22 protein-coding genes are annotated in these 25,573 nt (G+C 62.4%); 4 read left to right on the forward strand and 18 right to left on the reverse strand.

What is annotated here, in order from left to right; all coding sequences use genetic code 11:
* Positions 1 to 75: 75 nt before the first annotated feature.
* The 4 genes from exoK to NKH67_RS13785 form a co-directional block, all read right to left on the reverse strand.
* Entirely contained in the window at positions 76 to 942 is an 867-nt protein-coding gene (exoK, locus tag NKH67_RS13770; protein WP_353031143.1) for an endo-1,3-1,4-beta-glycanase ExoK, read from the reverse strand.
* Positions 943 to 1,073: 131 nt separating this feature from the next.
* Positions 1,074 to 1,475 (reverse strand): hypothetical protein, encoded by a 402-nt coding sequence (locus NKH67_RS13775; protein WP_352469921.1) that lies wholly within the window; start codon positions 1,473 to 1,475, stop codon positions 1,074 to 1,076.
* A 269-nt stretch (positions 1,476 to 1,744) separates the two neighbouring features.
* On the reverse strand, positions 1,745 to 2,767 hold the full coding sequence (locus NKH67_RS13780; RefSeq protein WP_353031145.1) for a glycosyltransferase family 2 protein: 1,023 nt from the start codon (positions 2,765 to 2,767) through the stop codon (positions 1,745 to 1,747).
* 455 nt (positions 2,768 to 3,222) lie between these two features.
* Positions 3,223 to 3,543: an exopolysaccharide production repressor protein gene (locus tag NKH67_RS13785; protein WP_352469919.1), complete on the reverse strand. Its 321-nt coding sequence runs from the start codon at positions 3,541 to 3,543 to the stop codon at positions 3,223 to 3,225.
* Positions 3,544 to 4,101: 558 nt separating this feature from the next.
* Here NKH67_RS13785 and NKH67_RS13790 point away from each other — a divergent pair.
* Positions 4,102 to 4,779, forward strand: coding sequence for a sugar transferase (locus NKH67_RS13790; protein ID WP_023676307.1), 678 nt, complete (start codon positions 4,102 to 4,104; stop codon positions 4,777 to 4,779).
* A 206-nt stretch (positions 4,780 to 4,985) separates the two neighbouring features.
* Positions 4,986 to 6,197, forward strand: a complete 1,212-nt coding sequence (locus NKH67_RS13795) for a polysaccharide biosynthesis/export family protein (protein ID WP_352681445.1) — start codon at positions 4,986 to 4,988, stop codon at positions 6,195 to 6,197.
* Between the two features lie 125 nt (positions 6,198 to 6,322).
* Here NKH67_RS13795 and NKH67_RS13800 read toward each other — a convergent pair whose 3' ends face one another.
* Positions 6,323 to 7,594 (reverse strand): O-antigen ligase family protein, encoded by a 1,272-nt coding sequence (locus NKH67_RS13800; protein WP_352969979.1) that lies wholly within the window; start codon positions 7,592 to 7,594, stop codon positions 6,323 to 6,325.
* 341 nt (positions 7,595 to 7,935) lie between these two features.
* Between NKH67_RS13800 and NKH67_RS13805 the strand changes: the two genes are divergently transcribed.
* Complete coding sequence (locus NKH67_RS13805) at positions 7,936 to 8,688, forward strand: SDR family NAD(P)-dependent oxidoreductase (RefSeq protein WP_352448445.1); 753 nt, start codon at positions 7,936 to 7,938, stop codon at positions 8,686 to 8,688.
* Positions 8,689 to 8,728: 40 nt separating this feature from the next.
* Here NKH67_RS13805 and NKH67_RS13810 read toward each other — a convergent pair whose 3' ends face one another.
* The gene (locus NKH67_RS13810; protein ID WP_352540401.1) at positions 8,729 to 9,310 is read right to left on the reverse strand and encodes a DUF1349 domain-containing protein; all 582 of its coding nucleotides are present in this window, start codon (positions 9,308 to 9,310) and stop codon (positions 8,729 to 8,731) included.
* 37 nt (positions 9,311 to 9,347) lie between these two features.
* Entirely contained in the window at positions 9,348 to 10,784 is a 1,437-nt protein-coding gene (locus NKH67_RS13815; RefSeq protein WP_352681565.1) for an aldehyde dehydrogenase family protein, read from the reverse strand.
* Between the two features lie 175 nt (positions 10,785 to 10,959).
* On the opposite strand from NKH67_RS13815, the gene NKH67_RS13820 reads away from it, so the two are divergent.
* Complete coding sequence (locus NKH67_RS13820; protein ID WP_353031148.1) at positions 10,960 to 11,991, forward strand: hydroxyacid dehydrogenase; 1,032 nt, start codon at positions 10,960 to 10,962, stop codon at positions 11,989 to 11,991.
* A gap of 27 nt (positions 11,992 to 12,018) precedes the next feature.
* On the opposite strand, the gene NKH67_RS13825 is transcribed toward NKH67_RS13820, so the two are convergent.
* From NKH67_RS13825 to NKH67_RS13875, 11 genes are all read right to left on the reverse strand, one after another.
* Positions 12,019 to 12,504 (reverse strand): hypothetical protein, encoded by a 486-nt coding sequence (locus tag NKH67_RS13825; protein ID WP_352681451.1) that lies wholly within the window; start codon positions 12,502 to 12,504, stop codon positions 12,019 to 12,021.
* A 104-nt stretch (positions 12,505 to 12,608) separates the two neighbouring features.
* Positions 12,609 to 15,440, reverse strand: coding sequence for a nitrate reductase (locus NKH67_RS13830; protein ID WP_352681454.1), 2,832 nt, complete (start codon positions 15,438 to 15,440; stop codon positions 12,609 to 12,611).
* 3 nt (positions 15,441 to 15,443) lie between these two features.
* Entirely contained in the window at positions 15,444 to 15,773 is a 330-nt protein-coding gene (gene nirD / locus NKH67_RS13835) for a nitrite reductase small subunit NirD (RefSeq protein WP_023676297.1), read from the reverse strand.
* A 66-nt stretch (positions 15,774 to 15,839) separates the two neighbouring features.
* Entirely contained in the window at positions 15,840 to 18,290 is a 2,451-nt protein-coding gene (gene nirB / locus NKH67_RS13840; RefSeq protein ID WP_023676296.1) for a nitrite reductase large subunit NirB, read from the reverse strand.
* Between the two features lie 19 nt (positions 18,291 to 18,309).
* On the reverse strand, positions 18,310 to 19,611 hold the full coding sequence (locus NKH67_RS13845) for an MFS transporter (protein ID WP_352448438.1): 1,302 nt from the start codon (positions 19,609 to 19,611) through the stop codon (positions 18,310 to 18,312).
* A gap of 58 nt (positions 19,612 to 19,669) precedes the next feature.
* Positions 19,670 to 19,867 carry a twin-arginine translocation signal domain-containing protein gene (locus NKH67_RS13850; RefSeq protein WP_352469909.1) on the reverse strand — a complete coding sequence of 66 codons (198 nt, stop codon included), beginning with the start codon at positions 19,865 to 19,867 and terminating at the stop codon, positions 19,670 to 19,672.
* A gap of 391 nt (positions 19,868 to 20,258) precedes the next feature.
* Entirely contained in the window at positions 20,259 to 21,056 is a 798-nt protein-coding gene (locus NKH67_RS13855; RefSeq protein ID WP_352681456.1) for an ABC transporter ATP-binding protein, read from the reverse strand.
* A gap of 11 nt (positions 21,057 to 21,067) precedes the next feature.
* On the reverse strand, positions 21,068 to 21,964 hold the full coding sequence (gene ntrB, locus NKH67_RS13860; RefSeq protein ID WP_353031151.1) for a nitrate ABC transporter permease: 897 nt from the start codon (positions 21,962 to 21,964) through the stop codon (positions 21,068 to 21,070).
* 74 nt (positions 21,965 to 22,038) lie between these two features.
* The gene (locus tag NKH67_RS13865; protein ID WP_352681459.1) at positions 22,039 to 23,355 is read right to left on the reverse strand and encodes a CmpA/NrtA family ABC transporter substrate-binding protein; all 1,317 of its coding nucleotides are present in this window, start codon (positions 23,353 to 23,355) and stop codon (positions 22,039 to 22,041) included.
* Positions 23,356 to 23,714: 359 nt separating this feature from the next.
* Complete coding sequence (locus tag NKH67_RS13870; RefSeq protein WP_352681461.1) at positions 23,715 to 24,953, reverse strand: CmpA/NrtA family ABC transporter substrate-binding protein; 1,239 nt, start codon at positions 24,951 to 24,953, stop codon at positions 23,715 to 23,717.
* A 2-nt stretch (positions 24,954 to 24,955) separates the two neighbouring features.
* On the reverse strand, positions 24,956 to 25,555 hold the full coding sequence (locus NKH67_RS13875; protein WP_023676288.1) for an ANTAR domain-containing response regulator: 600 nt from the start codon (positions 25,553 to 25,555) through the stop codon (positions 24,956 to 24,958).
* Positions 25,556 to 25,573 lie beyond the last annotated feature (18 nt).

Below are 25,573 nucleotides of genomic sequence, written 5' to 3' on the forward strand. Positions count from 1 at the left end.
CCCTGTTCAAGGCTTCGGGCCTGTTCGAGCTTCGGTTTTCCGACCACCTTCGGCCCGGCCGGTTCAGATGCGCTTCTAGTTTGTGTTGCATGCCAGCGATTCGGGGAATTGGCAGGGCTGGCCAAGTGCGGTGAATGCAACACGATCCACCTGCATGGTGAGCTTGCGGCCCGGATCCGAGAACGGCCCCATCCAGCCCTTCATCGTATCGCTGCCCCACAGGCTGAAATAGATCCTTTGCGAATGGGTGGGCAGCTTCGCCGGATCGGTGATCTCGTGGACAAGCTTGCCGTTGACGTACCAGCGCAGCCGGTCCTTTTCCCAGACGAAGGCGTAGTCGTTGAAGGCCTTGTCGGTGCCGCCGGCGACGTCGACCAGTTTCTCGTTCTTGCCTTTGCCGGCTATGTAGGCATTGACCTGGACCTTGGACGTGTCCTTGGTCAGCACCTCGAAGTCGATTTCATCATGCGGCTGCTTGTCGGCATCGCCGACGAAGCTGAAGAATGCCGCGTTGACGCCAGAGCCCGTGTCGGTCTTCATCCGCGTCTCGTAGGTGCCGTAGCCGAAGCGCTGCTTGGTCTGGATCTCGGCGCAGGCGAATTCGCGATCCTTCAGCTTGCGCTTCTCGAAACCGAGCGTCAGCATGCCGTCGGAAAGTCCGATCAGGCTTTTGGACCAGGTGCAGTTCTGATGCTTGCCGTTCGTCCAGCCGTCGGAAATGTACCAGCGCGCGCGACTGAGGCTGGTGAAATCATCGACAAAGGACGGCGCGGTTGGGAGATCCTGCGCGCCGGCGGGCACCAGGCCCGCAACCAGACTGCCGAGAACGACCAGCAGAAACGCGCCGTCTGAACGGAGCCGCCGCAGCTTGCCTGGGATCGGGCGCGTGAACGGGGTGCCTCGGGTTGCCGGGGCGGGCGTGCTTTTAAGATCTGCGTTCATATCAAACTCACCTTGTGCTGTGCGCCCCCAAAGCGATCGTTCGAACCGTGACGAAACAACCTGATCTTGACCTCTGTCGCTCCCAAGCTCCGTGTTGTGCCTAAAACCATTGCGCCGACCCGGGTGTTCGCTCAGCCTGTGCCGGAATCGGCGGGCTTCACAAAATCGGTCCTTATGTCGGGACCGTTCTGCCGCTTCTCTTCGAAGATTTCATCCAGCGAATGACGGAGATCCTTCATCTTCTGCATCTGGCGCGACAGCGCTGCGATGCGCCGCTCGCAATTCAGGATCGACCTGGTCAGTTCGCCGACTTCGGAAGACCTGCGAGAGGAGACCGTTCCGTTCTCCATCGCCTCAACCAGAAAGGCGGCATTGGTAGCCGTTGTCCTGTAGCGGTTCTCAAGGCCGCTCTTCTCCGCCTCGACTTCGGCCGAGATCTGGTCCAGCAGCTTTGCCAACCGATCAAGGCGCGAGGTGTCGGTCTGCGTGTCGCGCGCCGGATCTCTCGACCGGAAGCGAAAGATCGAGGCCATGCAGTCAGCGCCCCATCATCGTCGAGCTGGTGAACGGCCTTAGTGCCCGTCCACATTCAAAAGACATTTCTTGCATCGTCCAGCTCCTCCGACAGGGTATGTCTCGGGCCAGTTCGGTTGGCCGTCCAAAATTGCTGCACCGCAACATAGATTGCCATTCCCTGCGCGCATAGGCAACCACCTAGATCGTAAACTCATGAATCTCGTTGAAATGGTGCGAGCCGACCGAAGGGTAAGGGAGTGGCTACCGCCATCGCACGTTGACGGGCCTAGCTTTCGTTGGCCGTGCTGGTTCCGGCCATGAGGAAGCGCAGCGGCGGCACATGCTGACGCTTCGCGGCGAGGCCAGCGCGGCGAAACAGCGCATCCAGCTTGTCGGAGGCAACGCCGCGGACGACGGCTGTGAGGTTGGACGAGCCGGCCAAGGCGTAGGCCGCGGCCGGTGCCAACCCGCGCTCAGCCTTCACGTCTAAAAACTTCCGCAATCGATATTTGTCGCGGATGTGCCGCTCGTGCCTTCTCAGCGCAGCCTTCGATGCCTCCGGCAAACTGTCGATCGCAAGCAGTGCCAGGTCGGCATCGGCCAGATGCTTCAGGTCCTGGGTCTTGTGCCGTCCGCTCAGCGAATCGGCGCGCACGATCGCGCCGTAGCCACAGGATTTGATGACCTTGAAGCGCGCGCCAAGGGCAACCGCACGCGCATAGAGTTCATAGTCTTCACCCAGGCGCAGCTTCTCGTCGTAGCGCAGCCCATGCCGATCGAGGAAGGCGCGGCTGATCACGGGTTTGAGGAACCCCAGTTCCCCTCGTTGCACACGGCGCCTGGAGATGTTGGCGTCGATGAAACCCTCGAAATCGAGGAATTCCGGCTCGGGCGAGAACGGTGGAGCCACGATTTTCGAAACGTCGGTTGCCGCGTCATCCCTGACAAGCATGATGTTGTCTGCGGCGAAATCCCAATCGGTGCTGGCGAACAGTCTGTGAAACCTGCCTTCGAAAAAGAAATCATCAGCGTCCAGAATGCTGATGAACGGCGACCTGGAACCGGCAATCGCGGCGTTGCGTGCAAAGGATGGGCCGCGATTGGTGTCGAAGCGGATGACGGAAAGACGGCCCGTGCCGTCGCCGGCCGCGTTGGCGACTTTCGCGGTGTCGTCGGTGGACGCGTCGTCGACGACGACAACCTCCGCAACCTCAGGCTCGCGTAATGCCGATGCAATGGCAGCCGGGATTGTCCGCGCCGCATTGCGGGCGGCGATGATCACGCAGACCTGGAATGATGTCATAGACATGCCTCTCGGTTGCAGAAGCCGTTGCGGATTTCCTCGCCCCGTCCGCTCAATGCCCCACCGCCCATCCTGAAATGCATCGGCCCAAACGCCTATGCTGCAAGTGCGAAGCAAGCATCGCCAAAATCATCGGCGCCGTCCAGTTTTTCATTTTGCTGGGTGTCATGGCCCGGTTGGGCAGGCGGCGAGCCTCAATCGGGATGGCTCCAGAAATGCGCCGCTTGGCAGAGCCGTTCCTACACGCTCCATCAGAGCGCTCAACTGGCAGAAACCAGTTGCTGATCCTCGCCGACCGGACGGCGGCGGGGCGGAGCGAGCGCGTCGAGGCCCGCAGTGTCAAGGAATTGAAAGAACAGGAATGCCGACTGCCGGTGTCGTTGAGGTGAGCAATTCGTCAGGGGACCGGCGAGCTTAATCACAGGTCACATGGACATCGCAGACCGCGGCCAGGCCCGAAATCAGTGAAGGCCTCTCCTGGCGCTGAGTTTCTCGGCTTCGGCCGCTTCGTTCGAACTCAGCTTTCGTTCAGCGTCGCGGATTTTGTCGGCCGGGGTCGGGGCATTTCTGGCAACCATGGCAAAGACCAGCAGAAAATAACCCAGTTGGATGACTATAGCGCAGCCGATGACACGAAACAGCGTCGTACCGAGCGAGGCGCCGCCTAAATAGGACCAGACGATCACGATCGCCAGCGCAAAACACATTCCGATAATGAACTTTGGCAGTGACATACCCGATAGCCCATCAACCGGCTCGGGAAAAAATGTCGACAAGCCCACCCCGAGCACCTCCCTTAAACTCTGCGAGCTTATTTAGGTTGCCCGCTTCTGGCCGGTTGCTTCCGGCCTAGCCCAATCTGTCCATAGTCCGACAGAAACAATTTGCAACTCTATTGAGCCGCGCAATAGGCGGCAAGGGCAGCTGCGCAATAAATTTTAAACGAATCCTCGGGATCGACTCTGCCATGGTGCAACGCACACGTCGGCATCACCACTGATTGCCGGATATCGACTCGCTCCAGTAAGATTTATAATATTGAATAGTATTTTAGCATAACATCAGTCATTATCTTGAAATTCTAAATGACGGCAAAGCTCCACAGGAGGGTATAAAGAGCGATTCGCCTAAAATCAGCCCCAAAATTGGACTAGTTTTTCCAAAATTGCCCATAATCTGTCTCTTTTGCGACATAAAGGCGAAATTTTGTGCAGGACGAGTTTATTATTTAGTCAGTTTATGACGCGACTATTACAGCCGTCTGGGAAATTGTGTGTTGCGCTGCAACATTTTTTTGGTATCGTGCGGTAAACCATCCGTTCAACGTATGGAGTTTACGCATGAGGGACGTAGCCAAGCCGGCCGATGCGGATTTTTCGCAGGCCGGCGTCGATTTTCCGCCACCGATTGGCGGCCTGCTCAAACGCAGCTTCGATATTGTCGGTTCGCTGATCGGCCTGGTCGCTCTCAGCCCGCTGTTCGTGATGATAGCGCTGCTTGTCAGGTTTTCCGATGGCGGGCCGATTTTCTATGGTCACAGCCGGATCGGCCGCGGAGGACGGATTTTTCCGTGCCTCAAGTTCCGCACCATGGTTCCAGACGGCGAGCGGGTGCTTGCTGCCTATCTCGCCGCGAATCCGGAGGCCAACGCCGAATGGATAGCGACCCGCAAGTTGAAGAACGACCCGCGGATCACGCGCGTCGGAGCGGTGCTGAGGAAGCTCAGCCTCGATGAGTTGCCGCAGATCATCAACATCCTGCAGGGGGATATGAGCCTGGTCGGGCCTCGTCCCGTGGTGCGCGATGAGCTGGAGATTTATGGCAATTCGGCCGTCTATTATCTTAAATCGCGCCCCGGCCTGACAGGGCTGTGGCAGGTCAGCGGACGCAACGATGTTTCGTATGACAGCCGCGTCGCATTCGACAGGCACTATGTCGAGAACTGGTCGATGTTCGAAGACATCCGCATCATCATCAAGACCGTACCCGCGGTCTGGATGTCGCGAGGCTGCTACTGACGGCCGCTTGCTGGCCGTGCATCGAGGAGCGACTGTCCAGAATTCGGCCTGGAACTCAGGCCCCTAACTCAGGCATCGGCAGCTCATCGGGCGGGGCAAACCAGATCGGAAACGCTCAGTTGAAAGCAGATATAATCGATATTTTTTGCACCGGTATTCTCTCCAGACGCATGCGGCGAGTACGGCTTTTGACGACTTGCCTTACAATGGCGACCGGCCTGACGCTGTCGCTCGCCTTGCCACAGTTTGCCTTCGCCGACGACTATCGCCTAGGAGCACAGGACAAGCTGACCATTCGCGTGGCGGAATGGCAGACCGTCGAAGGCACGTTCCGTGACTGGTCGGCCATCAATGGAGAATACACGGTCGGGCCCGCTGGAACCTTGTCGGTTCCCTTCGTCGGCGAGATGCCCGCATCCGGCAAGACGACTTCGGAGATCGCCGCATCGCTCGGCGAGGCGCTGCAGCGCAAGCTCGCTCTGGCCGACAAGCCGGAGGCTTCCGTCGAAATGGCACAGTACCGGCCATTCTACATCTCCGGCGAGGTGCAATCGCCCGGCCAGTATCCTTGTGTGCCTGGGTTGTCCGTGCTGAAAGCGATGAGCATTGCCGGCGGAGCCCGGCGGAACCCGGAGAGCGGGCAGCGCTACGACCGCGACCTGATCAATGCGAAGGGCAATTTCGACGTATTACAAGACCAATTGGTCAGGCTGACCGTCAAGCGCGCCCGCATCGAAGCGGAACTGGCGGACAAGCCGGCATTCGCGGTGCCGAAAGAGGTGGCCGACGATCCGAAGCTGCCCAGCATCGTTGCCGATGAGACGGCGATCCTGGCGGCCGACCAGAAGAAACTCAAGCTGCGCTTGCAGGCGCTCGACGATTTGAAGGCGCTGCTGCAGAGCGAGATCGATTCGCTGCAGAAGAAGATCGTCAACCAGCAGAAGCAGGTTGATCTGGCGAAGGAGCAGCTCAACGGCATCGGCTCGCTGGCGCAAAAGGGCCTGGTCGTCAACACGCGGGTTTTGAACTCGCAGCAAACCATCGCCGACCTCGAGGGCCAGATCCTGGATTACGAAACGGCGATTCTCACGGCCAAGCAGTCGATCAGCAAGGCCACCCAGGACGCCATCGATCTCGAGAACACCCAAAACTCCAGCCTCGCGACCGACCGGCAACAGACGGAAGCCGATCTCAACGAGGCGACGCTGAAGCTGAATATGGAAAAGGCCTTGATGTCCGAAGCCTTGTCGGGCAGCCCCATGCCGCAATTCTACGGCAACAACGAACCAGCGGCCTTATCATTTTCCCTGGTGCGGGTGGTCGACGGCAAGACCAGCGAAATCACCGCCGATGAAGACACGCCGGTGCTGCCAGGGGACGTGATCAAGGTCAAACCGGCGCCCCTGGCCATCCAGTAGCTTCTTTCCACCGGAGCAAAGCACCAACCCCGCAGGCAGCGGTCTGCGGGGTTTTTGCGTTTGGGATCTTATGGGTCAGAAAACAAGGCGGCCTTCGGGCAACGAACCGCCTGGATCCGCCCGCTCTAGCCTCGCACGGCGTCCGGTTCCTCAAGATGGTTCACGGCGCTCCACCGGGAAGGAGCGACGGCCGGCACCCTCACCAGCTTGAAGTAGCTGTAGTACAGCAGGAACGATCCCATGATGTAGGGATTGAGGGTCTCGACCTCGACGAAGGATCGGATGAACAGAAGCACCATGACGCCGGCAAGAATCACGGAGTCGGCTTGCCATGTCCTGAATATCAGCGCCGAGACGTGACCCCAGAGCGTGCGCAGGATGATCAGCGAAAGCAGTGTCGCGCCGACGAAGCCGAGTTCCACCAAGGTCTCGATGTAGGTGTTGTGGAAGTGGAAGCCGCTTCGCGCGGCGATATAGAATTCGTTCCACAGCCGCTCGGCCTCGGAGAAGCCCTGCACCCAATAAGCCGCGTAGCCGACGCCGAGGATGGGCGATTGCTGCGCGGCATTCCAGCCCTGTTGCCAGAGGTAGGTTCGTCCGGTGAGCGTCGAATCCTTGCCGAAAAGGCCCAGGACAAAGTCCATCAGCCCGAGATTCAGCGCAATCACGGTGCAGGCGACCAGCCCGCCCGCACCGATCATGAAAATCACCCGGCGATGGCGGAGCGAAAGCAGCTTGCCGATGGAAAGCAGGGCGACCAGAGCGAGAACCGCGGGGGTCGATGCCATCGAAGTGGCGGAATGCGACACCACCAGCAGATAGCCCGATAGAAGGACAATCGGTACGATCAACAAACAGCTTATCCGGCCGCGCCTGAGAAAGGCGAGATAGACAACGCAGAAATAGATGCCAAGCGATGCGACAAAGCCGATCTGGTTCTTGGAGCTGAACGCGCCGACGAAATTATACGTCCCATCGAGAACGTCGTAGGAATAGCTCGCGACCTTGAGCGAGTAGAGCAGGACGACGAAAATCCCGATCAGGGCACCTATGGTCAAGGTCCGGACGCTGACGGTGCGCGCGGCAATGTAGGCGCAGGCGATATGGGAGCAATATTGGACGGCCGTCCTTGCCGTGGTGCCGGGAGCTGCCGACCAGAACACCGAGAAGCAGACATAGGTTGCGAAGGCCAGCGGAAGCCAGGCGCTGGAAGCGTGCCTTAATATCTTGCGGTAGTCGACCAGGATGAGCGGTAGCCAGACCGCATAGTAGGCCAGGATCATGGCCTGGCCGAAAATGGTCGAGTAGGAAAAGGCCCAGATCGAGACGGCAACGGCAAAGCTGCCGTAGACCGTGTTCTTGTCCGGATCGATCAACAGAGATTTTGGAATCTTCATCTCGATAGCGGTTTTCCGTCCTTGCAGCTCAATGCCGATTTCATGGGCCGCTCGTGCGCCGATTCGTCGGATCGATGGGAGCCTCGCCTGCAGGCGCTCGCATTGTGCAGTGCAATATAACCCATCCGGCGCCGCCTGTCACCCGGATGCCAACCGGGTGCGTCGTTCCAGCCGTTCTCTCCGTATCGGGCTCTCCATACGGGCGAGACGATTTGGCCAGAAGGCAGTGCCGTACAATTGACCGGTGCTGGCCCATCATAAGCTGTTCTGAGGTTGCAAGTCCGCGCTTGAACTTGTCCGCCGTTGACTTCACATTCGCCGCCAATTGGGAGGAAGACCACATGCCGATGAGTTTCGCGGGACGATTTGCCGGACGATCTGCTGTTATCACCGGCGGCGCCTCAGGCATCGGCCTGGCCGTCGCGCAAAGGATCACTGGCGAAGGCGGGCGTGTTTCGGTCTGGGATCGCGATGCCGCCCAGATCGAGCAGGCCAAGGCCATTGTTCCAGGCCTGCACAGCGTCACCTTAGACGTCGCCGACCCCATAGCGGTCGAAGCCGCCGCCGGAGAGACGATCGAAGCGCTTGGCGCGGTCGATGTCCTTGTCACCAGTGCTGCCATCACCGGGCCGAACATGACGACCTGGGAGTATTCGGTGGAGGATTGGCGCCGGGTCACCGACATCAACATCAACGGCGTCTTCTTCTGCAACAAGGCGCTGGTCCCGCATATGCTCGAACGCAATTACGGCAGGATCATCAACATCGCCTCGATTGCCGGCAAGGAAGGTAACCCGAACGCCTCGGCCTACAGCACCTCCAAGGCGGCGGTGATCGGCATGACCAAATCGCTCGGCAAGGAACTGGCCAAGACCAAAGTAACGGTGAACTGCGTCACGCCGGCGGCCGTGCGCACCGCGATCTTCCAGCAGATGAGCCAGCAGCACATCGACTTTATGCTGTCCAAAATACCAATGGCGCGGTTCGGCGAGGTCGAGGAGGTGGCGGCGCTGATTTGCTGGATCGCGTCCGAGGAATGCTCGTTCACAACGGCGGCCGTCTTCGACGTCTCCGGCGGCCGGGCGACCTACTGAGGCAGGCCGGACGCAAACCGCGCGACCGGATCGCGGCGCCTTAGTCGTGAAGTTCTCGCGAGATCGGCGGGCCGATCGAAAAATCGCTGAATGTCACCTCGAAGCCCTCGCGCTGCGGCGAACAGCACATCATGCCGACATCGACCGTTTTCGACGGGGGGAAATAGGCAAGCCGCACCGGTTTCCAGTGCTTGTCGAATGCGTCGCGATACTGGACGCGGACCGTCTCGGCATGGCGGGTCAGGCGGATCCTGACCCCGTCCGGATCGGCCGGTATGCTGGCCAGCGACCAGTCGGAGGCATCGTTGGTGACGACGACGGAAAAATACATCAGCCCGTCAGTGTATTCGATGCCGGCCTTGATCCAGTGCGTCTCGCTCAGGCGGACCATAAGCCCGGCCTGATCGTAAAGCACCTCATAGTGCCCCTTGACCGTGACTTCGGCGCTGAAATCGCCCTCGACCTCACGATAGAGGAAATGGCCATTGTCGCGCCAGAAGCCGTAGAACGTCTCGCGCCAGAAGTCGGTCTCCTCGCCGGTCCGTACATGCACCGTATTGTTGCCGAAGGCGTGGTGCGGCGGCGGATTGAGCCAGGTCAGGTCCGTATTCTCAGATGCCATCGACTTGCTCGCTGCCTGGCTGGTCTGCCGCCTTTTCCTAGCCGGCAAACGTGTAAGCGGTCTTCACCGTGGTGTAGAACTCTGCGGCATAGCGGCCCTGCTCGCGCGGGCCGTAGCTCGATCCCTTGCGCCCGCCGAAAGGCACGTGGAAGTCGACGCCCGCCGTCGGCAGATTGACCATGACCATGCCGGCTTCCGAATTGCGCTTGAAGTGCGTGGCATGCTTGAGGCTCGAGGTGCAGATGCCGGAGGTCAGGCCGAACGGCGTGTCGTTGGCCACCGCCAGCGCCTCGTCATAATCCTTGACGCGGATGACGTTGGCGACCGGTCCGAAAATCTCCTCGCGCGAGATGCGCATGGCGTTGGTGGTTTCGGTGAACAGCGCCGGCTGCAAATAGAAGCCGCGGGTTTCACGATCGAGCCGCTCGCCGCCGAAGGCGAGATCGGCACCTTCCTGACGTCCGATGGCGATGTAGTCCTCGTCCTGTTTCAACTGGCTCTGGTCGACAACCGGCCCGATCTGGGTCTTGGCATCGAGAGCGTCGCCGACGACCAACTTGGCCATGCGGTCCTTGAGCGCCTCGACGAAGCGGTCGTGAATGCCGTCCGTCACCACCAGCCGGGACGACGCCGTGCAGCGCTGGCCGGTCGAGAAGTAGGCACCGTTGATGGCGCAGTCGACAGCGACGGCAAGGTCGGCATCGTCGAGCACGACAAGCGGGTTCTTGCCGCCCATTTCGAGCTGAAACTTGCGCATGTGCTCGACGCTGGCGGCGGCGACGCGCTTGCCGGTGCCGACCGATCCGGTGAAGGTGATCGCGTTGAGGTCAGGACTGTCGAGCATGGCCTGGCCGACCACCGAACCTTTGCCCATCACCAGGTTAAGCACACCCTTGGGCAGCCCGGCGCGGTGCAGGATGTCGACAATAGTCCAGGCGCTCTCCGGAACGAGTTCCGCCGGCTTGAAGACGATGGTGTTGCCGTAGGCCAGCGCCGGAGCGATTTTCCAAGCCGGAATGGCGATCGGAAAATTCCACGGCGTGATGATGCCGACGACGCCGACCGCTTCACGGGTGATCTCGACGCCGACGCCGGGCCGCACGCTCGGCACCAGCTCGCCCGACAGGCGCAGCGTCTCGCCGGCGAAGAAGTCGAATATCTGGGCGGCGCGAACAGTCTCGCCGATGCCCTCGACCAGCGTCTTGCCTTCCTCGCGCGCCAACGCCCGGCCGATTTCATCTTTCCGCGCGGTGATCTCGTCCGACGCCTTCCTCAGCACCGCATGGCGGGCCAGCACGCCCGATCGGGACCACGCCGGAAATGCCGCCTTCGCCGCCGCGATGGCCTGCCGGGCGTGCTCGGCGCCTCCCGATGCATATTCGCCGACCACGTCGTCGAGATTGGACGGGTTGATGTTACGGGAGGCGGCATCGCCTACCCACTCTCCATCGATGAGGTTCTTTCGAAACGGGATCATGTCGCTGTCTTCCTTGTCGTCCTTCGATCGCCGTCTATCTGGACCACCGACCGCCGCACCGCAAGGCCGAAGCCAGGCAAACTTCTCCTGCTCGACAGGCATGTGATAGGTGTCGGGGCGGGGAAGACGATTCTAGTGTGGTGCGACGCGGATCGCACGGGAGGAAATCATCATGTCCGACAGCGCTTTGCCGCTGGTGATCAGCGCACCCGAACCGCGCACGCTCGACCTGATCTTCACGCCGGCTGCGCTGGCGAAATTTCGATCGAAATACCGCATCATCGAAATATCGGCCGAAGCGGTGGCGGCGCTGCCGGCCGATATCCTTGCCGAGGCGCGCTACATCGTCGGCCAGCCACCTATCGCGCCGGAGACGCTGGAAAGAATGAAGGCGCTGCGCTGCATCTTCAATGTCGAGAGCAACCTCATCAACAACATGCCCTACGAGACGCTGTTTTCGCGCGGCATCCATGTCGTCACCACCGGGCTGGTGTTTGCCGAACCGGTGGCCGAGCTCGGCCTTGCCATGGCGCTCAACCTCGCCCGCGGCATCGTCGACGCCGATCTCGCATTTCGTCAGGGCAAGGAGCTGTGGGGCGGCGACGGCAACCGGACGGCACGGCTTCTTTCCGGCGCGGATGTCGGCATTATCGGCTTCGGCGATCTTGGCCGTGCGCTCAACCGGCTGCTGTCAGGCTTTCGCACGCGGACAAAAGTCTTCGACCCGTGGCTGCCGCCGTCGATCCTGATCGAAAACGGCGTCGAGCCCGCCTCTCTCGACGACGTTCTGTCGAACAGCGATTTCGTCTTCGTCGTCGCTTCCGTGACTAGCGAAAACCAGGGCTTCCTCGGCGCCGAGGCGTTTGCCAGGATGCGCAAGGGAGCCGCTTTCATCCTGCTCAGCCGAGCCGGCGTGGTCGATTTCCCGGCACTGATGGACGTCGTCCGCAGCGGCCATATCGTCGCCGCCAGCGATGTTTTTCCTGAGGAGCCGCTTGCCCAGGATCACCCGGTCCGCACATTGCCGGGGTTCCTGCGCTCCGCCCACCGGGCCGGTGCGCTCGACGTCGCTTTCAAGCGGATGGGCGACATGGTGCTGGAAGACATGGACCTGGTCGACCGCGGCCTGCCGCCGATGCGTTCGAAGCGGGCCGAGCGTGAGACCGTTTCGCGAATGCGTTCGAAGCCGGTCGACAAGAATTAGGCCGTCTGCCCGACGGGTCGCACATGCTCAGACGGTGAAGGACCAAAACAGGCAGGCCAGTGTCGCTGCGGCGAAGACGACGAAGAACAGGCTTCGCAATAGGATGTTCCGGCGCAGCTCGTTGATGAAGAGATGGCCTCCGACGACGGCTGCGACAAACAGGAACCGCCAGTTCAGCAGTGCCGGGAGCACATCGCGCTGACCGAAAGCAAATCTCGCGGCGAGACATCCAACGATGACCGCAAACAACAAGATGACCGTCCAGAAGATCGCATCGGCGGCATGTGTCAGGACGATGCCAGCAAGCCTGATCGGCAGAACCATCATCAGCAGTGCGCTGAAAAAATAGATCGCCGCGAGCGGAATGAACGTCCCCGCATCGGCGATGTCGCTCAAGCGCTTGGCACCGATCGCGCCATAGGGATAGCCATGCCTGGCCACCATCAGGCAGAGCGCCATCAGCAAGGCCGCCAGCGCGGCGGCAAGCGCGAATGAGGTCAGGGCTTTGCTCATGAGGCTCCCGTTCCGAGCGAATCGAAGTCAGAACGTTGGTAGCCCATGGTTTGTAAATTGCTAGTAAGCATCATGCGGCGGCACGGCAGAGTTTCTCGGCGCATTCACTCCGCAGCTTGCAGACGCCGCCCGTCGATAATGGTCTTGATCTCGGCGCGGCAAGAGCCGCAATTGGTGCCGGCGTGAAGGACGGCGCCGATTGCCGCGACGCTGGTACAGCCGCCGCGTACCGCTTCCGCGATTTGGTTGGCACCAACCCCGAAACAGGCGCAGACGATGGCACCGCGGTCGACGCTGTTGCCGCCCGGCCGCCCGGCGACAATCGCCAGCCGCGCCTGCCGATTGGCATGGTCAGCGCCAAGTTGTTCGACCGCCCAGCCGCGCGACACCGCCACCGGGGTAGGCGCAAGATAGAGCGCGCCGACCAGCCTATTGCCTGCGAAACGGGCGAAGCGATGGTGCCCGCCAGCGATGTCGTGATAGGCGAGCGTCTCGCCTTCCATGCCTAATAGCGCGGCGGCAAACCCGGTCCAGTCGCGGCTGTCCTGCAGCGCAATTTCAAGCCGCCAGCCGGCGGGGCCGCGGGCGAGGCTCCAGTAATCGGCGTCGATCGATGCGGGCCGTTCGGCAAGCACGGCGAAGCCGAAGGCTGTGGCGGCGAACCGCTCGATGCGGACGGCAACATTCTTCGAGGCCGGTTGGCCTGAAATCGCATCGGTCGTCGGCGCGACCAGTGCATCGACGCGCGCGCGGCCGGAGAACTGATCGGTCCAGTGCATCGGAACGAATACAGAGCCTTGGCGTTGGCGCACCGTCACCAGGGCGCGGACCAGCACCTCGCCATGGGCAGTCGAGACGCGGACGATCTCGGCATCGCCGATGCCGAAGTGCTGCGCATCCGACGGGTGGATTTCGACGAACGGTTCGGCCATGTGCTGCGACAAGCGCGGGCTCTTGCCGGTCCGCGTCATGGTGTGCCAATGGTCGCGCACGCGCCCGGTGTTGAGCACCAGCGGGAAGTCCGGGCTGGTGCGGGTTTGTGCGGCTGGGCGGATGGCAATGAAGCGTGCCTTGCCGTCGGGTGTGTAGAAATTGCCGTTGGCGAAGAAGCGGGTGCTTTTGTCCTCCGGCTGGCGCCGCGCGCGCCCCTCTGGCCTGCCGGCCATCTCCCCTTCAAGGGGGGAGATTGGCAGTTTTGCCGGCACCACCTTTTCAGCAATGGCAACGATTGGCGAAACCGGTGGCGACATCCAATCTCCCCCCTTGAGAGGGAGATGGCCGGCAGGCCAGAGGGGGGTGCCCTGGCTCGGCGCTGGCCATTGGAATGGCGCCAACTCCTCATACGTCCCTGCATCGATCCCGGCGTAGGCGCCGATGTCGAAATCGCGTGCCCCGTCATTCTCGAATGTCGACAGCGCGGCATGCTCGGCGAAGATGTTGGCCGGCGACACATGCGAAAAAGCCTCGCCGAAGCCCATCCGCTTGGCGACTTCAGCGATGATCCACCAGTCGGCTCTTGCCTCACCGGGCGTGGCCAAAAAGGCTCGCTGGCGCGAGATGCGGCGCTCCGAATTGGTGACGGTGCCATCCTTTTCGCCCCATGCGGTGGCCGGCAGCCGGACATGGGCGTGGCGGACCGTGTCGGTCTTGGCCAGCACGTCCGACACCACGACAAACGGGCAGGCCTTGATCGCCGCCTCGACGGCATCGGCGTCCGGCATCGAATCGACGGGGTTGGTGGCCATGATCCACAGCGCCTTGATGCGTCCGTCGGCCACCGCTTGGAACATCTCGACCGCTTTCAGGCCGGGTTTTTCGGCGACGGTTGGGGCATTCCAGAAGCGCTGCACGCGTTCGCGGTGCTCGGGGTTTTCGATCTCCATGTGGGCGGCCAGCATGTTGGCCATGCCGCCGACCTCACGGCCGCCCATGGCGTTGGGCTGGCCGGTCACCGAGAACGGCCCGGCGCCGGGCTGGCCTATGCGGCCGGTGGCCAGATGGCAGTTGATGATGGCGTTGACCTTGTCGGTGCCCGAAGACGACTGGTTCACGCCTTGGCTGTAGACGGTCACCGTCTTCGCCGTCGCGGCGAACAGGCTGTAGAAGCGGGCCAGTTCGTCCTCACTGAGACCCGTGGCAGCCGCGATGCCGGCAAGATCGAGCGCCGAGGCGGCGAAAAGCGCTTGCCCGAAGCCGGTCGTGTGCGACGTGATATAGGTGCGGTCCAGCGCGTTGTGCTGGCCGAGATAGGCGAGCAGCCCGGTGAACAAAGCGACGTCGCCATCGGGCGCGATCGCCAGATGCATGTCGGCGATATCTGAGGTCATGGTGCGGCGAGGGTCGATCAGCACCACCTTCATCTCGGGCCGCTTTTCCCGGGCGGCGGCTATGCGCTGGTAGAGTACCGGATGGCACCAGGCGAGATTGGAGCCGACCAGCACGATCAGGTCGGCAAGTTCCAGATCCTCGTAATTTCCCGGAACGGTGTCCGAGCCAAAGGCGCGGCGGTGGCCGGCGACCGACGAGGCCATGCACAGGCGCGAATTGGTGTCGATATTGGCCGAGCCGATAAAGCCTTTCATCAGCTTGTTGGCGACGTAATAGTCTTCGGTCAGCAACTGGCCGGAAACATAAAAGGCGACCGAACCAGGGCCGTGTTCGGCAATGGTTTGCGAGAAGGTCGAAGCGACAAGGTCGAGCGCTTCGTCCCAGTCGGTGCGGCGACCGTGGATCTCCGGGTATAGCAACCTGCCGTCGAGGTCGATGGTCTCAGCCAGCGCCGAGCCTTTGGAGCAGAGCCGGCCGAAATTCGCCGGGTGGTCCGGGTCGCCGCGAACGGTTTTTTCACCGTCCGCGGCGACCTTCGCCAGCACGCCGCAACCCACCCCGCAATAGGGGCAGGTGGTCCTCACCTCGCGCGCTTCATCAATCTGCATGGTTCACGCCGCGCGGCTGGCCAGCGCTTCCAGCGCAATGAACAGCCGCTCGCCGTCGATCCGCACCGCAATGGTGCGCACCGCGCCCTCGTCCGCGCCGAGCGCCTTGCCTGTCTCCAGCGAGATCACCCAATTGTGCAAGGGACAGGTCACCGCCGTGCCATGGACGATGCCCTGGCTGAGCGGCCCACCTTTGTGCGGGCAATGGTCGTCGATGGCAAAGACCTGATCGTCGGCCGTGCGAAAGACGGCGATCTTTCCTTCCGGCGTGGCGACGCAGCGCGCGCCGCGACGCGGAATGTCCGAGAGCGTGCCGATCGATACCCAATTCATGTGGCCATTCCTCTTTTGCGCGTGTTCTTGTCCGAAAACCGCATTCCACTTTTCGGGAACACGCGCCTACTCCGCCGCCTGGGCAAAGCCGACCGAAGCCATCGGCCGGAATTCATGCTTGTCCTTGCCGGAAGCACGTTCCGACCATGGGTCGACCTGGGCGAATTTCTGCGAAAAGACGAAGCGGTCGAAATAGGCTTTGCGCTTCTCGCCATCGTCCATGATCTGACGCTTGATCTCAGCTATGCCGACGCGCTTGGCCCATTTGTAGATACGCTCGAGATAGCGGCCCTGCTCGCGATACATCTGCGTTAACGCCACGATATGCTCCAGCGCCTCGTCCTCGGTCTTGACCAGGCCGAGCACTTCGGTGCCCTTGATGTCGAGACCGGCGGCGCCGGCGAAATGGATCTCGTAGCCGCTATCGACGCAGATCACGCCGACATCCTTGCAGGTCGCCTCGGCACAGTTTCGCGGACAGCCCGACACCGCCATCTTGACCTTGGCCGGGGTCCACGAGCCCCACATGAATTTTTCGATACGGATGCCCAAGCCGGTCGAATCCTGCGTGCCGAAGCGGCACCAGTCCGAACCGACACAGGTCTTCACCGTGCGCAGTCCTTTGGCATAGGCGTGGCCGGAGACGAAGCCAGCCTGGCCGAGATCGGCCCATACCGCCGGCAGGTCTTCCTTGCGGATGCCGAGCATGTCGATGCGCTGGCCGCCGGTGACCTTGACCATCGGGATCTCGAACTTGTCGACGACGTCGGCGATGGCGCGCAATTCGGCCGCGTTGGTGACGCCGCCCCACATGCGCGGCACTACCGAATAGGTGCCGTCCTTTTGGATGTTGGCGTGGACGCGCTCGTTGATGAAGCGCGACTGGTAATCGTCGGCGTATTCGTCGGGCCAGTCGCAGACGAGATAATAGTTGAGCGCCGGCCGGCATTTGGCGCAGCCGCAGGAGGTCTTCCACTCCAGTTCCTGCATGACGGCGGGAATGGTCTTCAGGCCCTTGGCCTTGATCAGCCGGCGGACCTCGTCATGGCCAAGCGCGGTGCAGCTGCACATCGGCTGGACCGCCGCGGGGTTGTATTTGTCGCCGATGGTCAGCACCATCAGCTTTTCGACCAGCCCGGTGCAGGAGCCGCAGGAGGCCGACGCCTTGGTGTGGGCGCGCACATCGTCGAGCGAGGTCAAGCCCCTGGCCGTGATCGCGCCGGTGATCTTTCCCTTGCATACGCCGTTGCAACCGCAGATTTCCGCATCATCCGGCAAGGCTGCAACGGCCGCCATAGGGTCCAGGGGGGCGCCTCCCTGGTAGGACTGGCCGAAGATGAGCGTATCGCGCATCTCGGATATGTCGGTCTGCTTCTTCTTGAGGTCGTTGAACCAGGCGCCGTCCGCCGTCTCGCCATAGAGCACGGTGCCGATGATGCGGTCGTCCTTGAGTACCAGGCGCTTGTAGACGCCGGCCGCGGCATCGCGCAGCACGATCTCCTGGCGGTCATCGCCCTCGGCGAAGTCGCCGAGAGAGAACAGCTCGATGCCGGTGACCTTGAGCTTAGTCGGCGTGTCCATGTGGACGAAAGCCGCCGCCTCATTGCCGGCCAGATGGCTGGCGGCGACGCGCGCCATCTCGTAGAGCGGCGCGACCAGCCCGTAGACCTGGCCGTTGACCTCGGCGCATTCGCCGATTGCGTAGATATCGGGATCGTTGCTGCGCATGCCGGCGTCGACGACGATGCCGCGATTGACCGCAATGCCGGCTTCCTTCGCCAGCGCCGCATTCGGCCTGATGCCCACCGCCATGACGACGAGCGTTGCGGGAATGACTGTGCCGTCGGCAAGCTCCACCCGCTCGACCTTGCCGTTGCCGGTGATCGCCTGGGTGTTGGCCTTGGTGATGACCTTGATGCCGCGCTGCTCGACGGCGCGCTGCAGGAGATATCCGGCGGCCGGATCGAGCTGACGCTCCATCAGCGTCGGCATGACGTGCAGCACGGTGACGTCCATGCCCTGCGCGTTCAGACCCGCAGCCGCTTCCAGGCCGAGCAGGCCGCCGCCGATGACGACAGCCTTGGCCCGCGACTGGGCGGCAAGCATCATCGCCCGGACGTCGTCGAGATCGCGATAGGTGAGCACGCCCGGCAGGTCATGGCCTGGCACCGGAATGATAAACGGCACCGAGCCGGTGGCGATGACGAGCTTGTCGTAGGGCTCGGTCACGCCATGATCGGAGGTGACGGTCTTTGCCTGCCGGTCGATGGCGACGATCTTGTGGCCCTTGTAGAGGGTGATGCCGTGCTTGATGTACCAACCGTCGCCATGGATGATGATCTCCTCATAGGCCTTTTCTCCCGACAGAACCGGCGACAGCATGATGCGGTCGTAGTTCACGCGCGGCTCGGCGTTGAAGATGGTGACCTGGTAGCGCCCAGGCGCCTTTTCCAGGAGATGCTCCAGCATGCGCCCGGGGGCCATGCCGTTGCCGATGATGACGAGTTTCTCGGTCATGTCCTGATCCACTCCGCTCTCACTCAGCCGCGTAGGAAAGGCCTGAAGCTTCGTCAGACGCCGTGCGCTCCATCCGCCGGATGGAAAAATGCATCCAGGCAAAACAGGTGGCGACAATGACGAAGAGCAGCATGAAGCAGCTCGACCAGACGCCGGTGAGGTCGTTGAGCACGCCGAAGGCGATTGGCAGGATAAAGCCGCCGAGCCCGCCAATCATGCCGACAACGCCGCCGACCGCGCCGACACTCTGGGGATAGTAAGCCGGGATGTGCTTGTAGACGGCGGCCTTGCCAAGGCTCATGAAGAAGCCGAGCACACAGGCAACGGCTATGAAGGCAAGCGGGCCGATCTCGAAATGGAAGGCGATCGGCCCGCTGATACCGCGCACGACGTAGTCTGCCGAGGGGAGAGACAGAACGAGAGTCGCGACGGCACTGACAGCGAAGGTGCAGTAGAGCACGGTGCGGGCGCCGATCCGGTCGGAAAGCACGCCGCCATAGGCGCGGAAAATACTTGCCGGAATTGAATAGGCCGCGCCAATCATGCCGGCGGTCGCAAGCCCGAAGCCGTAGACGCCGATCAGGTAGCGGGGCAGCCACAGCGAGAGCGCCACGAATGCACCGAAGGCGAAGAAATAATAGAAGGCGAAGCGCCAGACCTGCAGGTTCTTGAGCGGCGCGAATTCCTGCAAGAAGCTTCTCTTGGGCGCTGCCTTGCCGGCGCGGCGCTCGCGGATGACCGGATCGTCGCCAGTCGTGAACCAGAAGACGGCGGCCATGACGACTAGTGCTGCCGCCCAGATCAGCGCGACCGACTGCCAGCCCCAGGAAAGAAGCACGAACGGTGCCAGGAACTTGGTGACCGCGGCGCCGACATTGCCGACACCGAAAATGCCAAGCGCCGTACCCTGCTTGCCGGCCGGGAAGAAGCGCGAGACATAGGCGACACCGACGGCGAAGGAACCGCCGGCGAGCCCAACGCCTAATGCGGCGACCAGCATCTGCCCGTAGGTGTGCGCAAAAGCGAGCAGAAAGGTCGCGACCGCCGCCGCAAGCATGGTCGCGGTGTATACCAGCCGTCCGCCAAAACGGTCGGTCCAGACACCGAGCACCATACGCACGAGCGAGCCGGTGAGGATCGGCGTGCCGACGAGCAGGCCGAACTCCGTCTCGTTCAGCCCCAACTCCTGCTTTATGCGCACGCCGATGATTGAAAAGATCGTCCACACCGCGAAGCAGACGGTGAAGGCGATGGTGGACATGGCAAGCGCCTGCCGGGGAGCGCTGTCCTGGCTGGGCGCGGCTGGGAGATTTGCGGTCATTTTCTGGCTCCGGTTTGCGGCGTGGGAGGCACCGCCCTTGTCTGTTCGTTCGCGACTGTCAGCGGCGCAGCATCGGCGAACTGGTTGAAACCGACCTTTGCGCGGTCACTTCAAGACCCTTGCCGTCAGTCTTGGCGCCGGCGGGAAAGAGGAGGAGCGCGGCGGTGAACAGCGCCGCCGTCAGCGCGCTGGCGGCCAGAAAATCGCGGCGCGTGAAGTCCGCGAGGGACGCGCCAGTTCCGATCCGTTTCGTCATCGTCGTCTCCGGTTGGCGCCGCTTGGGACCAGCGTGTCGATTGCGTCAAAACAAAAAAGCCGCCGGCCAGGTCTTCGCGTCCGGGATTTCGGGAGCGCGTGTGGACCTGAGCGGCAGCTTTGCCTGTGGCGCCCGCCATTGGACGCCGTGTCACTTGGCCCTTGCGGACCCTACATTTTGGAAAGCAGGAAGCGTGCCAATTCGACAGCGCTCTTAATTATAGAATGAAATCAATATGAACCGCAGCCGCGCGACTTTTGACCAAGCTCGGCAGCGGATCAAAGATTAGTCAAAATGCCTTGCACAGCAGCATAATATTTGTGCAATGCGGTAGATTGCCCATTGCCGATGCAGATTTGCCAATGATGATGACGAGTTTCCAATTATGGCCTTACTCCGCCGCTTCGACGAAGCGGTGGCGTTCGTAGAGGAATTTCAGCACCGCCTCGCGGCAGCGCAGGAAGGTGCGGTCGGAGGAAAGCTCAATGCGCCGACGCGGCCGGGCCAGCGGCACGGGAAGAACCTCGCCGATGGTGGCCGCCGGCCCGTTGGTCATCATCACGATGCGGTCGGACAGCAGCACCGCCTCGTCGACATCGTGAGTTATCATGATCGTCGTCGAGCCGAGCCTCGAATGGATATCCATCACCGCGTCCTGAAGATGCGCGCGGGTCAGCGCGTCGAGCGCGCCGAAGGGCTCGTCGAGCAGCAGGATCTTCGGCTCCATGGCCAGCGCCCGGGCGATGCCGACGCGCTGCTTCATGCCGCCCGAAATCTCGGCCGGACGTTTGTCCTTGGCATGCGCCATCTGCACGAGATCGAGATTGCGCATGATCCATTCATGCCGTTCGGCCCGGCTCTTTTTGCCGCCGAAGACCTTGGATACCGCAAGGTTGATGTTTTCGTAGACGGTGAGCCATGGCAGCAGGCTGTGGTTCTGGAACACCACGGCGCGTTCCGGGCCGGGGCTGTCGACCTCCTTGTCTTCGAGCAGGACGGCGCCGGCCGAGACCTTGGTCAGGCCGGCGATCAGGTTGAGCAAGGTCGACTTGCCGCAGCCGGAATGGCCGATGATCGAGACGAATTCGCCCTTGTCGATAGTCAACCGGATGTCCTTCAGCACGTCGCTGACCTGGCTGCCGCGGGCGAAGGATTTGTTGATGTGGTCGAGTTTCAGATAGGCCGTCATCGTCCCTCTCCTCACTTTGCCGTTGTGCCGCGGGTGACGAAGACGCCGACCGCCGCGACCAGGCGGTCGAGGCAAAAGCCGGTGATGCCGATATAGGCGAGCGCGACAATGATGTCGGGCAGGCGCGACGAGTTCCACGCGTCCCAGATGAAGAAGCCGATGCCGACGCCGCCGGTCAGCATTTCGGCGGCGACGATGGCGAGCCAGGACAGGCCGATGCCGATCCGCAAGCCGGTGAAGATGTAGGGCGCGGCCGCCGGCACCATGATCTTCACAAAGAACTCGAACTGGTTGAGCCGGAGGATACGGGCGACGTTGCGGTAGTCCTCGGGGATGTTGCGGACACCGACCGCGGTGTTGATGATGATGGGCCAGATCGAGGTGATGAAGATGACGAAGATCGCCGACGGGCTGGAATCGCGGAACGCCGCCAGCGACAGCGGCAGCCACGCGAGCGGCGGCACCGTGCGCAGGATCTGGAAGACCGGATCGAGACCGCGCATCGCCCAGATCGACTGGCCGACCAGCGCGCCGAGCGCGACGCCGACGATTGCTGCCAGGCCGAAGCCCATGGCGACGCGCTGCAGCGACATCAGCACCCGCCAGGCGAGTCCGATGTCCTGCGGGCCATTGTCGAAGAACGGGTGGGCGATCAGGTCATAGGCCTGGTTCCACACTTGGCTCGGCGGTGGCAGGCTGGCCGTGGGCGACGAACAGGCGACCTGCCAGACGACGAGCATAATGGTGATGACGATGACCGGCGGCACCAGCGTGCTGGCCAGCTTGGCGGCGACCGCGGCCGGGTCGAAGCGGCGCCGCGCCCTGGCGGTCAAGGCGATGACCTCGGCGGGCTTGGCCGGTGCGGGGAACGGCTTCACCTTGCGGTCCTCGATGGCTTGGATAGACATTCTCGAAAAACTCCTTGGCGGCAGGTGCAAGGCAGGCGGCGCTGCCACCGCCTGCCGCGCATCCCCTGTCAGGCTCAGGCCGACACCTTGATTTTCAGGCTGTCGAGATAGGCCGACGGGTTCTCCGGATCGAATATCTTGCCGTCGAAGAAGGTTTCAGTGCCTCGCGACGTAGACGCCGGAATATCGGCCGCGGCGACACCAAGATCCTTGGCCGCCTCGCGCCACAGATCCTCACGGTTTACTTGGCCGACCAGTGCTTTGATGTCGGTGGTCGGCGCGAACTTGCCCCAGCGGATATTTTCGGCGAGGAACCAGCTGTCGTGGCTCTTGAAGGGATAGGACACGCCGCCCTTCCAGAACTTCATATAGAGGTCGGTGCCGTTGGCGACGCGGCCATTGCCGTAGTTGATGTCGCCCTTGAGGCGGCCGATGATGTCGGCAGTCGGCACGTTCATCCACTGCCGCTTGCCGATGATGGCGGCCATCTCGTCCTTGTTTTCTTTTGCCTCGCACCATTGCTGGGCTTCCATGACGGCCATCAGGATCGCCTTGGTGGCGTTCGGGTACTTGTCGATAAAGGCGGCGCGCAGGCCGAGCGCCTTTTCCGGATGGCCCTTCCACAGTTCGCCGGTGGTGGCGGCGGTGAAGCCGACGCTCTGGTGGACGAGTTGCTCGTTCCACGGCTCGCCGACACAGAACACGTCCATGTTGCCGACCTTCATGTTGGCGACCATCTGCGGCGGCGGCACGACGATGGTCGAGACGTCCTTGTCGGGATCGATGCCGCCGGCAGCCAGCCAGTAGCGCAGCCAAAGATCGTGCGTGCCGCCCGGGAAGGTCATGGCGGCCTTCACCTCCTTGCCTGCGGCCTTTTTCGCAGCGAAGGCGTCCTTCAGCTTGGAGGCGTCGAGGCCGACGCCGGTGCCGGCATATTCCTGGGCGACGGAAATGCCCTGGCAGTCGTAGTTGAGCCGCGCCACGATCGCCATCGGCAGTGGCTGCTTGTTTTGCGTCACCTTGCCGGTGTGCATCAGATAAGGCATCGGCGTCAGGATATGGGCGCCGTCAATGCCGTTGGCTTCGCCGCCGAGCACCAGATTATCGCGCGTCGCCCCCCAGGAGGCCTGCTTGAGCACCTCGACATCGGGCATGCCGAATTTCTCGAACAGGCCTTTCTCCTTGGCGATCATCAACGGTGCTGCATCAGTCAATGCGATGAAGCCGAGCTTGGCGCCGGTGACTTCCGGCGCGGCGGGCGCCGCATAGGCGCCGGAGGGCAGCAGCGCACGCGCCGCGGCCAGCGTTGCCGCGGTGGCCGCGCTGATCCTCAGGAAATCCCGGCGGCTGATCGCCGTTTGGGCGGAATGGCTATTGGTGCTTTTCGTCATCGTCATCTCCGGTTGGGCGCGGCTTGGGATCGGCGCCGTCGATTGCGTGTTCGACCAAAACAAAAAAAGCCGCCGGCCAGGCCGCGCGCGTCCGTCCATCCGGGATCGCGTGTTGACCTGAGCGGCAGCTTTGCCTGTAGCGCCCGCCATTGGACGCCTATTCCGTGACCCGAGAAGAGTCTGCCTATTACAAAGCAGGAACCGTGCCAGTTTCGGAATGGGTGACAAACATCAATGAGATCAACGGCATGCCACAATCTTCGGCGCGCCGGGCCGCTGGGCGAGCAAGCCAAGGATTGTTCATTAGCGCAGTTGCACGCACATTTTTTGTGCAGCGCACAAGAATGCCGGAGAAATGATCAGGCCTCAGCGCGCGCCAATTTCTGGCCGGCAATGTAGGCGTCGATCTCGTCGGGATCGAATATCTGGCCATCGAAGAAGCCATCGGGACCGAGCACCAGGCTTGCCCCCGCCGAACCGACCGGAGTCGCGGCCTTCAGCGCGCCCTCGACCTTGGCATTGGCACCGGGAAGCGCCACGCCAAGCGGCTTCAACGCCGAGCGGTAGAGATCGGGGCGGTAGCAGTCGCGGGCAATAGCGAGGTTTTCCGGCGTGTGCGGGACATGCCCCCAGCGCACCATCTGCGTGTAGAACCACAGCGCATGGCTCTTCCACGGGAAGTTCGCCGCCTTGTTGAAGGGCAGAAAGAAGTCACCGACGGTGAGTTCGGCGCCGCCGCCGAGCGCCAGATGCCCGCTGAGAATCGGCATCTGCAGCGCCGGCGCAAGCCCGAGGAAGGCCGGCTGCGCCATCAGGGCCGCGAGTTCGTCACGGTTTGCCGGATCCTGGCACCAGCGCGCCGCGTGATGAAGCGCACGCAGCAGGGCTGAAAGCGCGTCCGGCTCTCTTTCCGCCCATGCCTTGCGCACGCCAACGACTTTCTCCGGGCTGGTCTTCCAGATGGCCGCCTTGACCGTGGCGATGCGGCCGGTGCCGGCGACGACCGCGGCACTGTTCCAAGGTTCGCCGACGCAGTAGCCGTCGATCCTGCCGGCGGCGAGCGCGTCGGCCATGAAGGGGGGCGGCACGATGACGATCTCGATTTCACGCGACGGGTCGATGCCGCAGGCGGCGAGCCAGTAGCGCAATTCGTAATTGTGCCCGGAATGCGGATGGACGACGGCGAAGCGCAGCGGATCGCCGCCGCCATTCGCCCGTTCGCGAATCAGCGCTCGCAATGCCTTGCCGGCCCGCGCCGGATCGAGATCGGGTTGGGCGCCGTGCGCGGCCATGCCGGCCCAGACCGCGTTTGAAACCGTCACGCAATTGCCGCCGAGGCCGAGCGAGAACGGCACGACCGTGTCGGAGGCGAGCGGCGTCAGCCCCAGATTGCAGGCGATCGGCATCGGCCCCAGCATGTGCGCCAGATCGAAGTGGCCGATGGCGATGCGGTCGCGGATGTTGGCCCAGGACGTTTCCCGGTTGAGGGTGAGGTCGATGCCTTCGCGCAAAGCAAAGCCGATTTCCTTCGCCGCGACAAGGATGGCGCTGTCGAAGAGCGGCATGAAGCCAGCATTGATCCGGTGCTCGGCCGCCATTCTCAACTCTCCTCGGGATCCAGAAGCCCTGCCGCCGTCACCAGGCTCTGCGCGATTTCGGCGATCTTGCGGTTCTGGTTCATGGCTGTCTTGCGCAGCAGCGTGTAGGCCGCGTCCTCCGACAGGCCGCGCGATTTCATCAGGATGCCCTTGGCGCGATCGATCACCTTGCGGCTCTCCAACTCGCTGCGGGCTTCTTCCAGTTCGCGCGCCATGCGCGAGAAGGCGTTGAAGCGGCTGATCGCCATGTCGAGGATCGGCTTGACCCGCTCCTGGCGCAGGCCGTCGACGACATAGGCCGATACCCCCGCTTCCACCGCAGCTTCGATCGAAGCCTGATCCGAGCGGTCGACGAACATGGCGATCGGCCGCTTCACCACGCGCGAAAGCTGGAACATGTTTTCGAGCATGTCGCGGTTGGGATTTTCGAGATCGATGACGATCACGTCGGGTTCGATCTCGGCGATCCGCCGCGCGATGCCGGCGACGTCGTGGATGACCGTGACCTGCTGATGCCCGGCCTCCCGCAATCCCGCTTCGATTATCGAAGCGCGGATGTGGTTTTCATCGATCACCAGAACAGTGAGGGATTTGCGGATCATGCCGCATTTTGCGCAGGC

Source organism: Mesorhizobium sp. M0968 (genome assembly GCF_040319065.1).
Classification (GTDB): Bacteria; Pseudomonadota; Alphaproteobacteria; order Rhizobiales; family Rhizobiaceae; genus Mesorhizobium.

Excerpts from the sequence above, each read along its gene's own strand:
- exoK (WP_353031143.1), bottom strand. The coding sequence starts at position 942 with ATGAACGCAGATCTTAAAAGCACGCCCGCCCCGGCAACCCGAGGCACC.
- NKH67_RS13775 (WP_352469921.1), bottom strand. The coding sequence starts at position 1,475 with ATGGCCTCGATCTTTCGCTTCCGGTCGAGAGATCCGGCGCGCGACACG.
- NKH67_RS13780 (WP_353031145.1), bottom strand. The coding sequence starts at position 2,767 with ATGTCTATGACATCATTCCAGGTCTGCGTGATCATCGCCGCCCGCAAT.
- NKH67_RS13790 (WP_023676307.1), top strand. The coding sequence starts at position 4,102 with ATGAGGGACGTAGCCAAGCCGGCCGATGCGGATTTTTCGCAGGCCGGC.
- NKH67_RS13795 (WP_352681445.1), top strand. The coding sequence starts at position 4,986 with ATGGCGACCGGCCTGACGCTGTCGCTCGCCTTGCCACAGTTTGCCTTC.
- NKH67_RS13800 (WP_352969979.1), bottom strand. The coding sequence starts at position 7,594 with ATGAAGATTCCAAAATCTCTGTTGATCGATCCGGACAAGAACACGGTC.
- NKH67_RS13805 (WP_352448445.1), top strand. The coding sequence starts at position 7,936 with ATGCCGATGAGTTTCGCGGGACGATTTGCCGGACGATCTGCTGTTATC.
- NKH67_RS13810 (WP_352540401.1), bottom strand. The coding sequence starts at position 9,310 with ATGGCATCTGAGAATACGGACCTGACCTGGCTCAATCCGCCGCCGCAC.
- NKH67_RS13820 (WP_353031148.1), top strand. The coding sequence starts at position 10,960 with ATGTCCGACAGCGCTTTGCCGCTGGTGATCAGCGCACCCGAACCGCGC.
- NKH67_RS13825 (WP_352681451.1), bottom strand. The coding sequence starts at position 12,504 with ATGAGCAAAGCCCTGACCTCATTCGCGCTTGCCGCCGCGCTGGCGGCC.
- NKH67_RS13830 (WP_352681454.1), bottom strand. The coding sequence starts at position 15,440 with ATGCAGATTGATGAAGCGCGCGAGGTGAGGACCACCTGCCCCTATTGC.
- nirD (WP_023676297.1), bottom strand. The coding sequence starts at position 15,773 with ATGAATTGGGTATCGATCGGCACGCTCTCGGACATTCCGCGTCGCGGC.
- nirB (WP_023676296.1), bottom strand. The coding sequence starts at position 18,290 with ATGACCGAGAAACTCGTCATCATCGGCAACGGCATGGCCCCCGGGCGC.
- NKH67_RS13845 (WP_352448438.1), bottom strand. The coding sequence starts at position 19,611 with ATGACCGCAAATCTCCCAGCCGCGCCCAGCCAGGACAGCGCTCCCCGG.
- NKH67_RS13850 (WP_352469909.1), bottom strand. The coding sequence starts at position 19,867 with ATGACGAAACGGATCGGAACTGGCGCGTCCCTCGCGGACTTCACGCGC.
- NKH67_RS13855 (WP_352681456.1), bottom strand. The coding sequence starts at position 21,056 with ATGACGGCCTATCTGAAACTCGACCACATCAACAAATCCTTCGCCCGC.
- ntrB (WP_353031151.1), bottom strand. The coding sequence starts at position 21,964 with ATGTCTATCCAAGCCATCGAGGACCGCAAGGTGAAGCCGTTCCCCGCA.
- NKH67_RS13865 (WP_352681459.1), bottom strand. The coding sequence starts at position 23,355 with ATGACGAAAAGCACCAATAGCCATTCCGCCCAAACGGCGATCAGCCGC.
- NKH67_RS13870 (WP_352681461.1), bottom strand. The coding sequence starts at position 24,953 with ATGGCGGCCGAGCACCGGATCAATGCTGGCTTCATGCCGCTCTTCGAC.
- NKH67_RS13875 (WP_023676288.1), bottom strand. The coding sequence starts at position 25,555 with ATGATCCGCAAATCCCTCACTGTTCTGGTGATCGATGAAAACCACATC.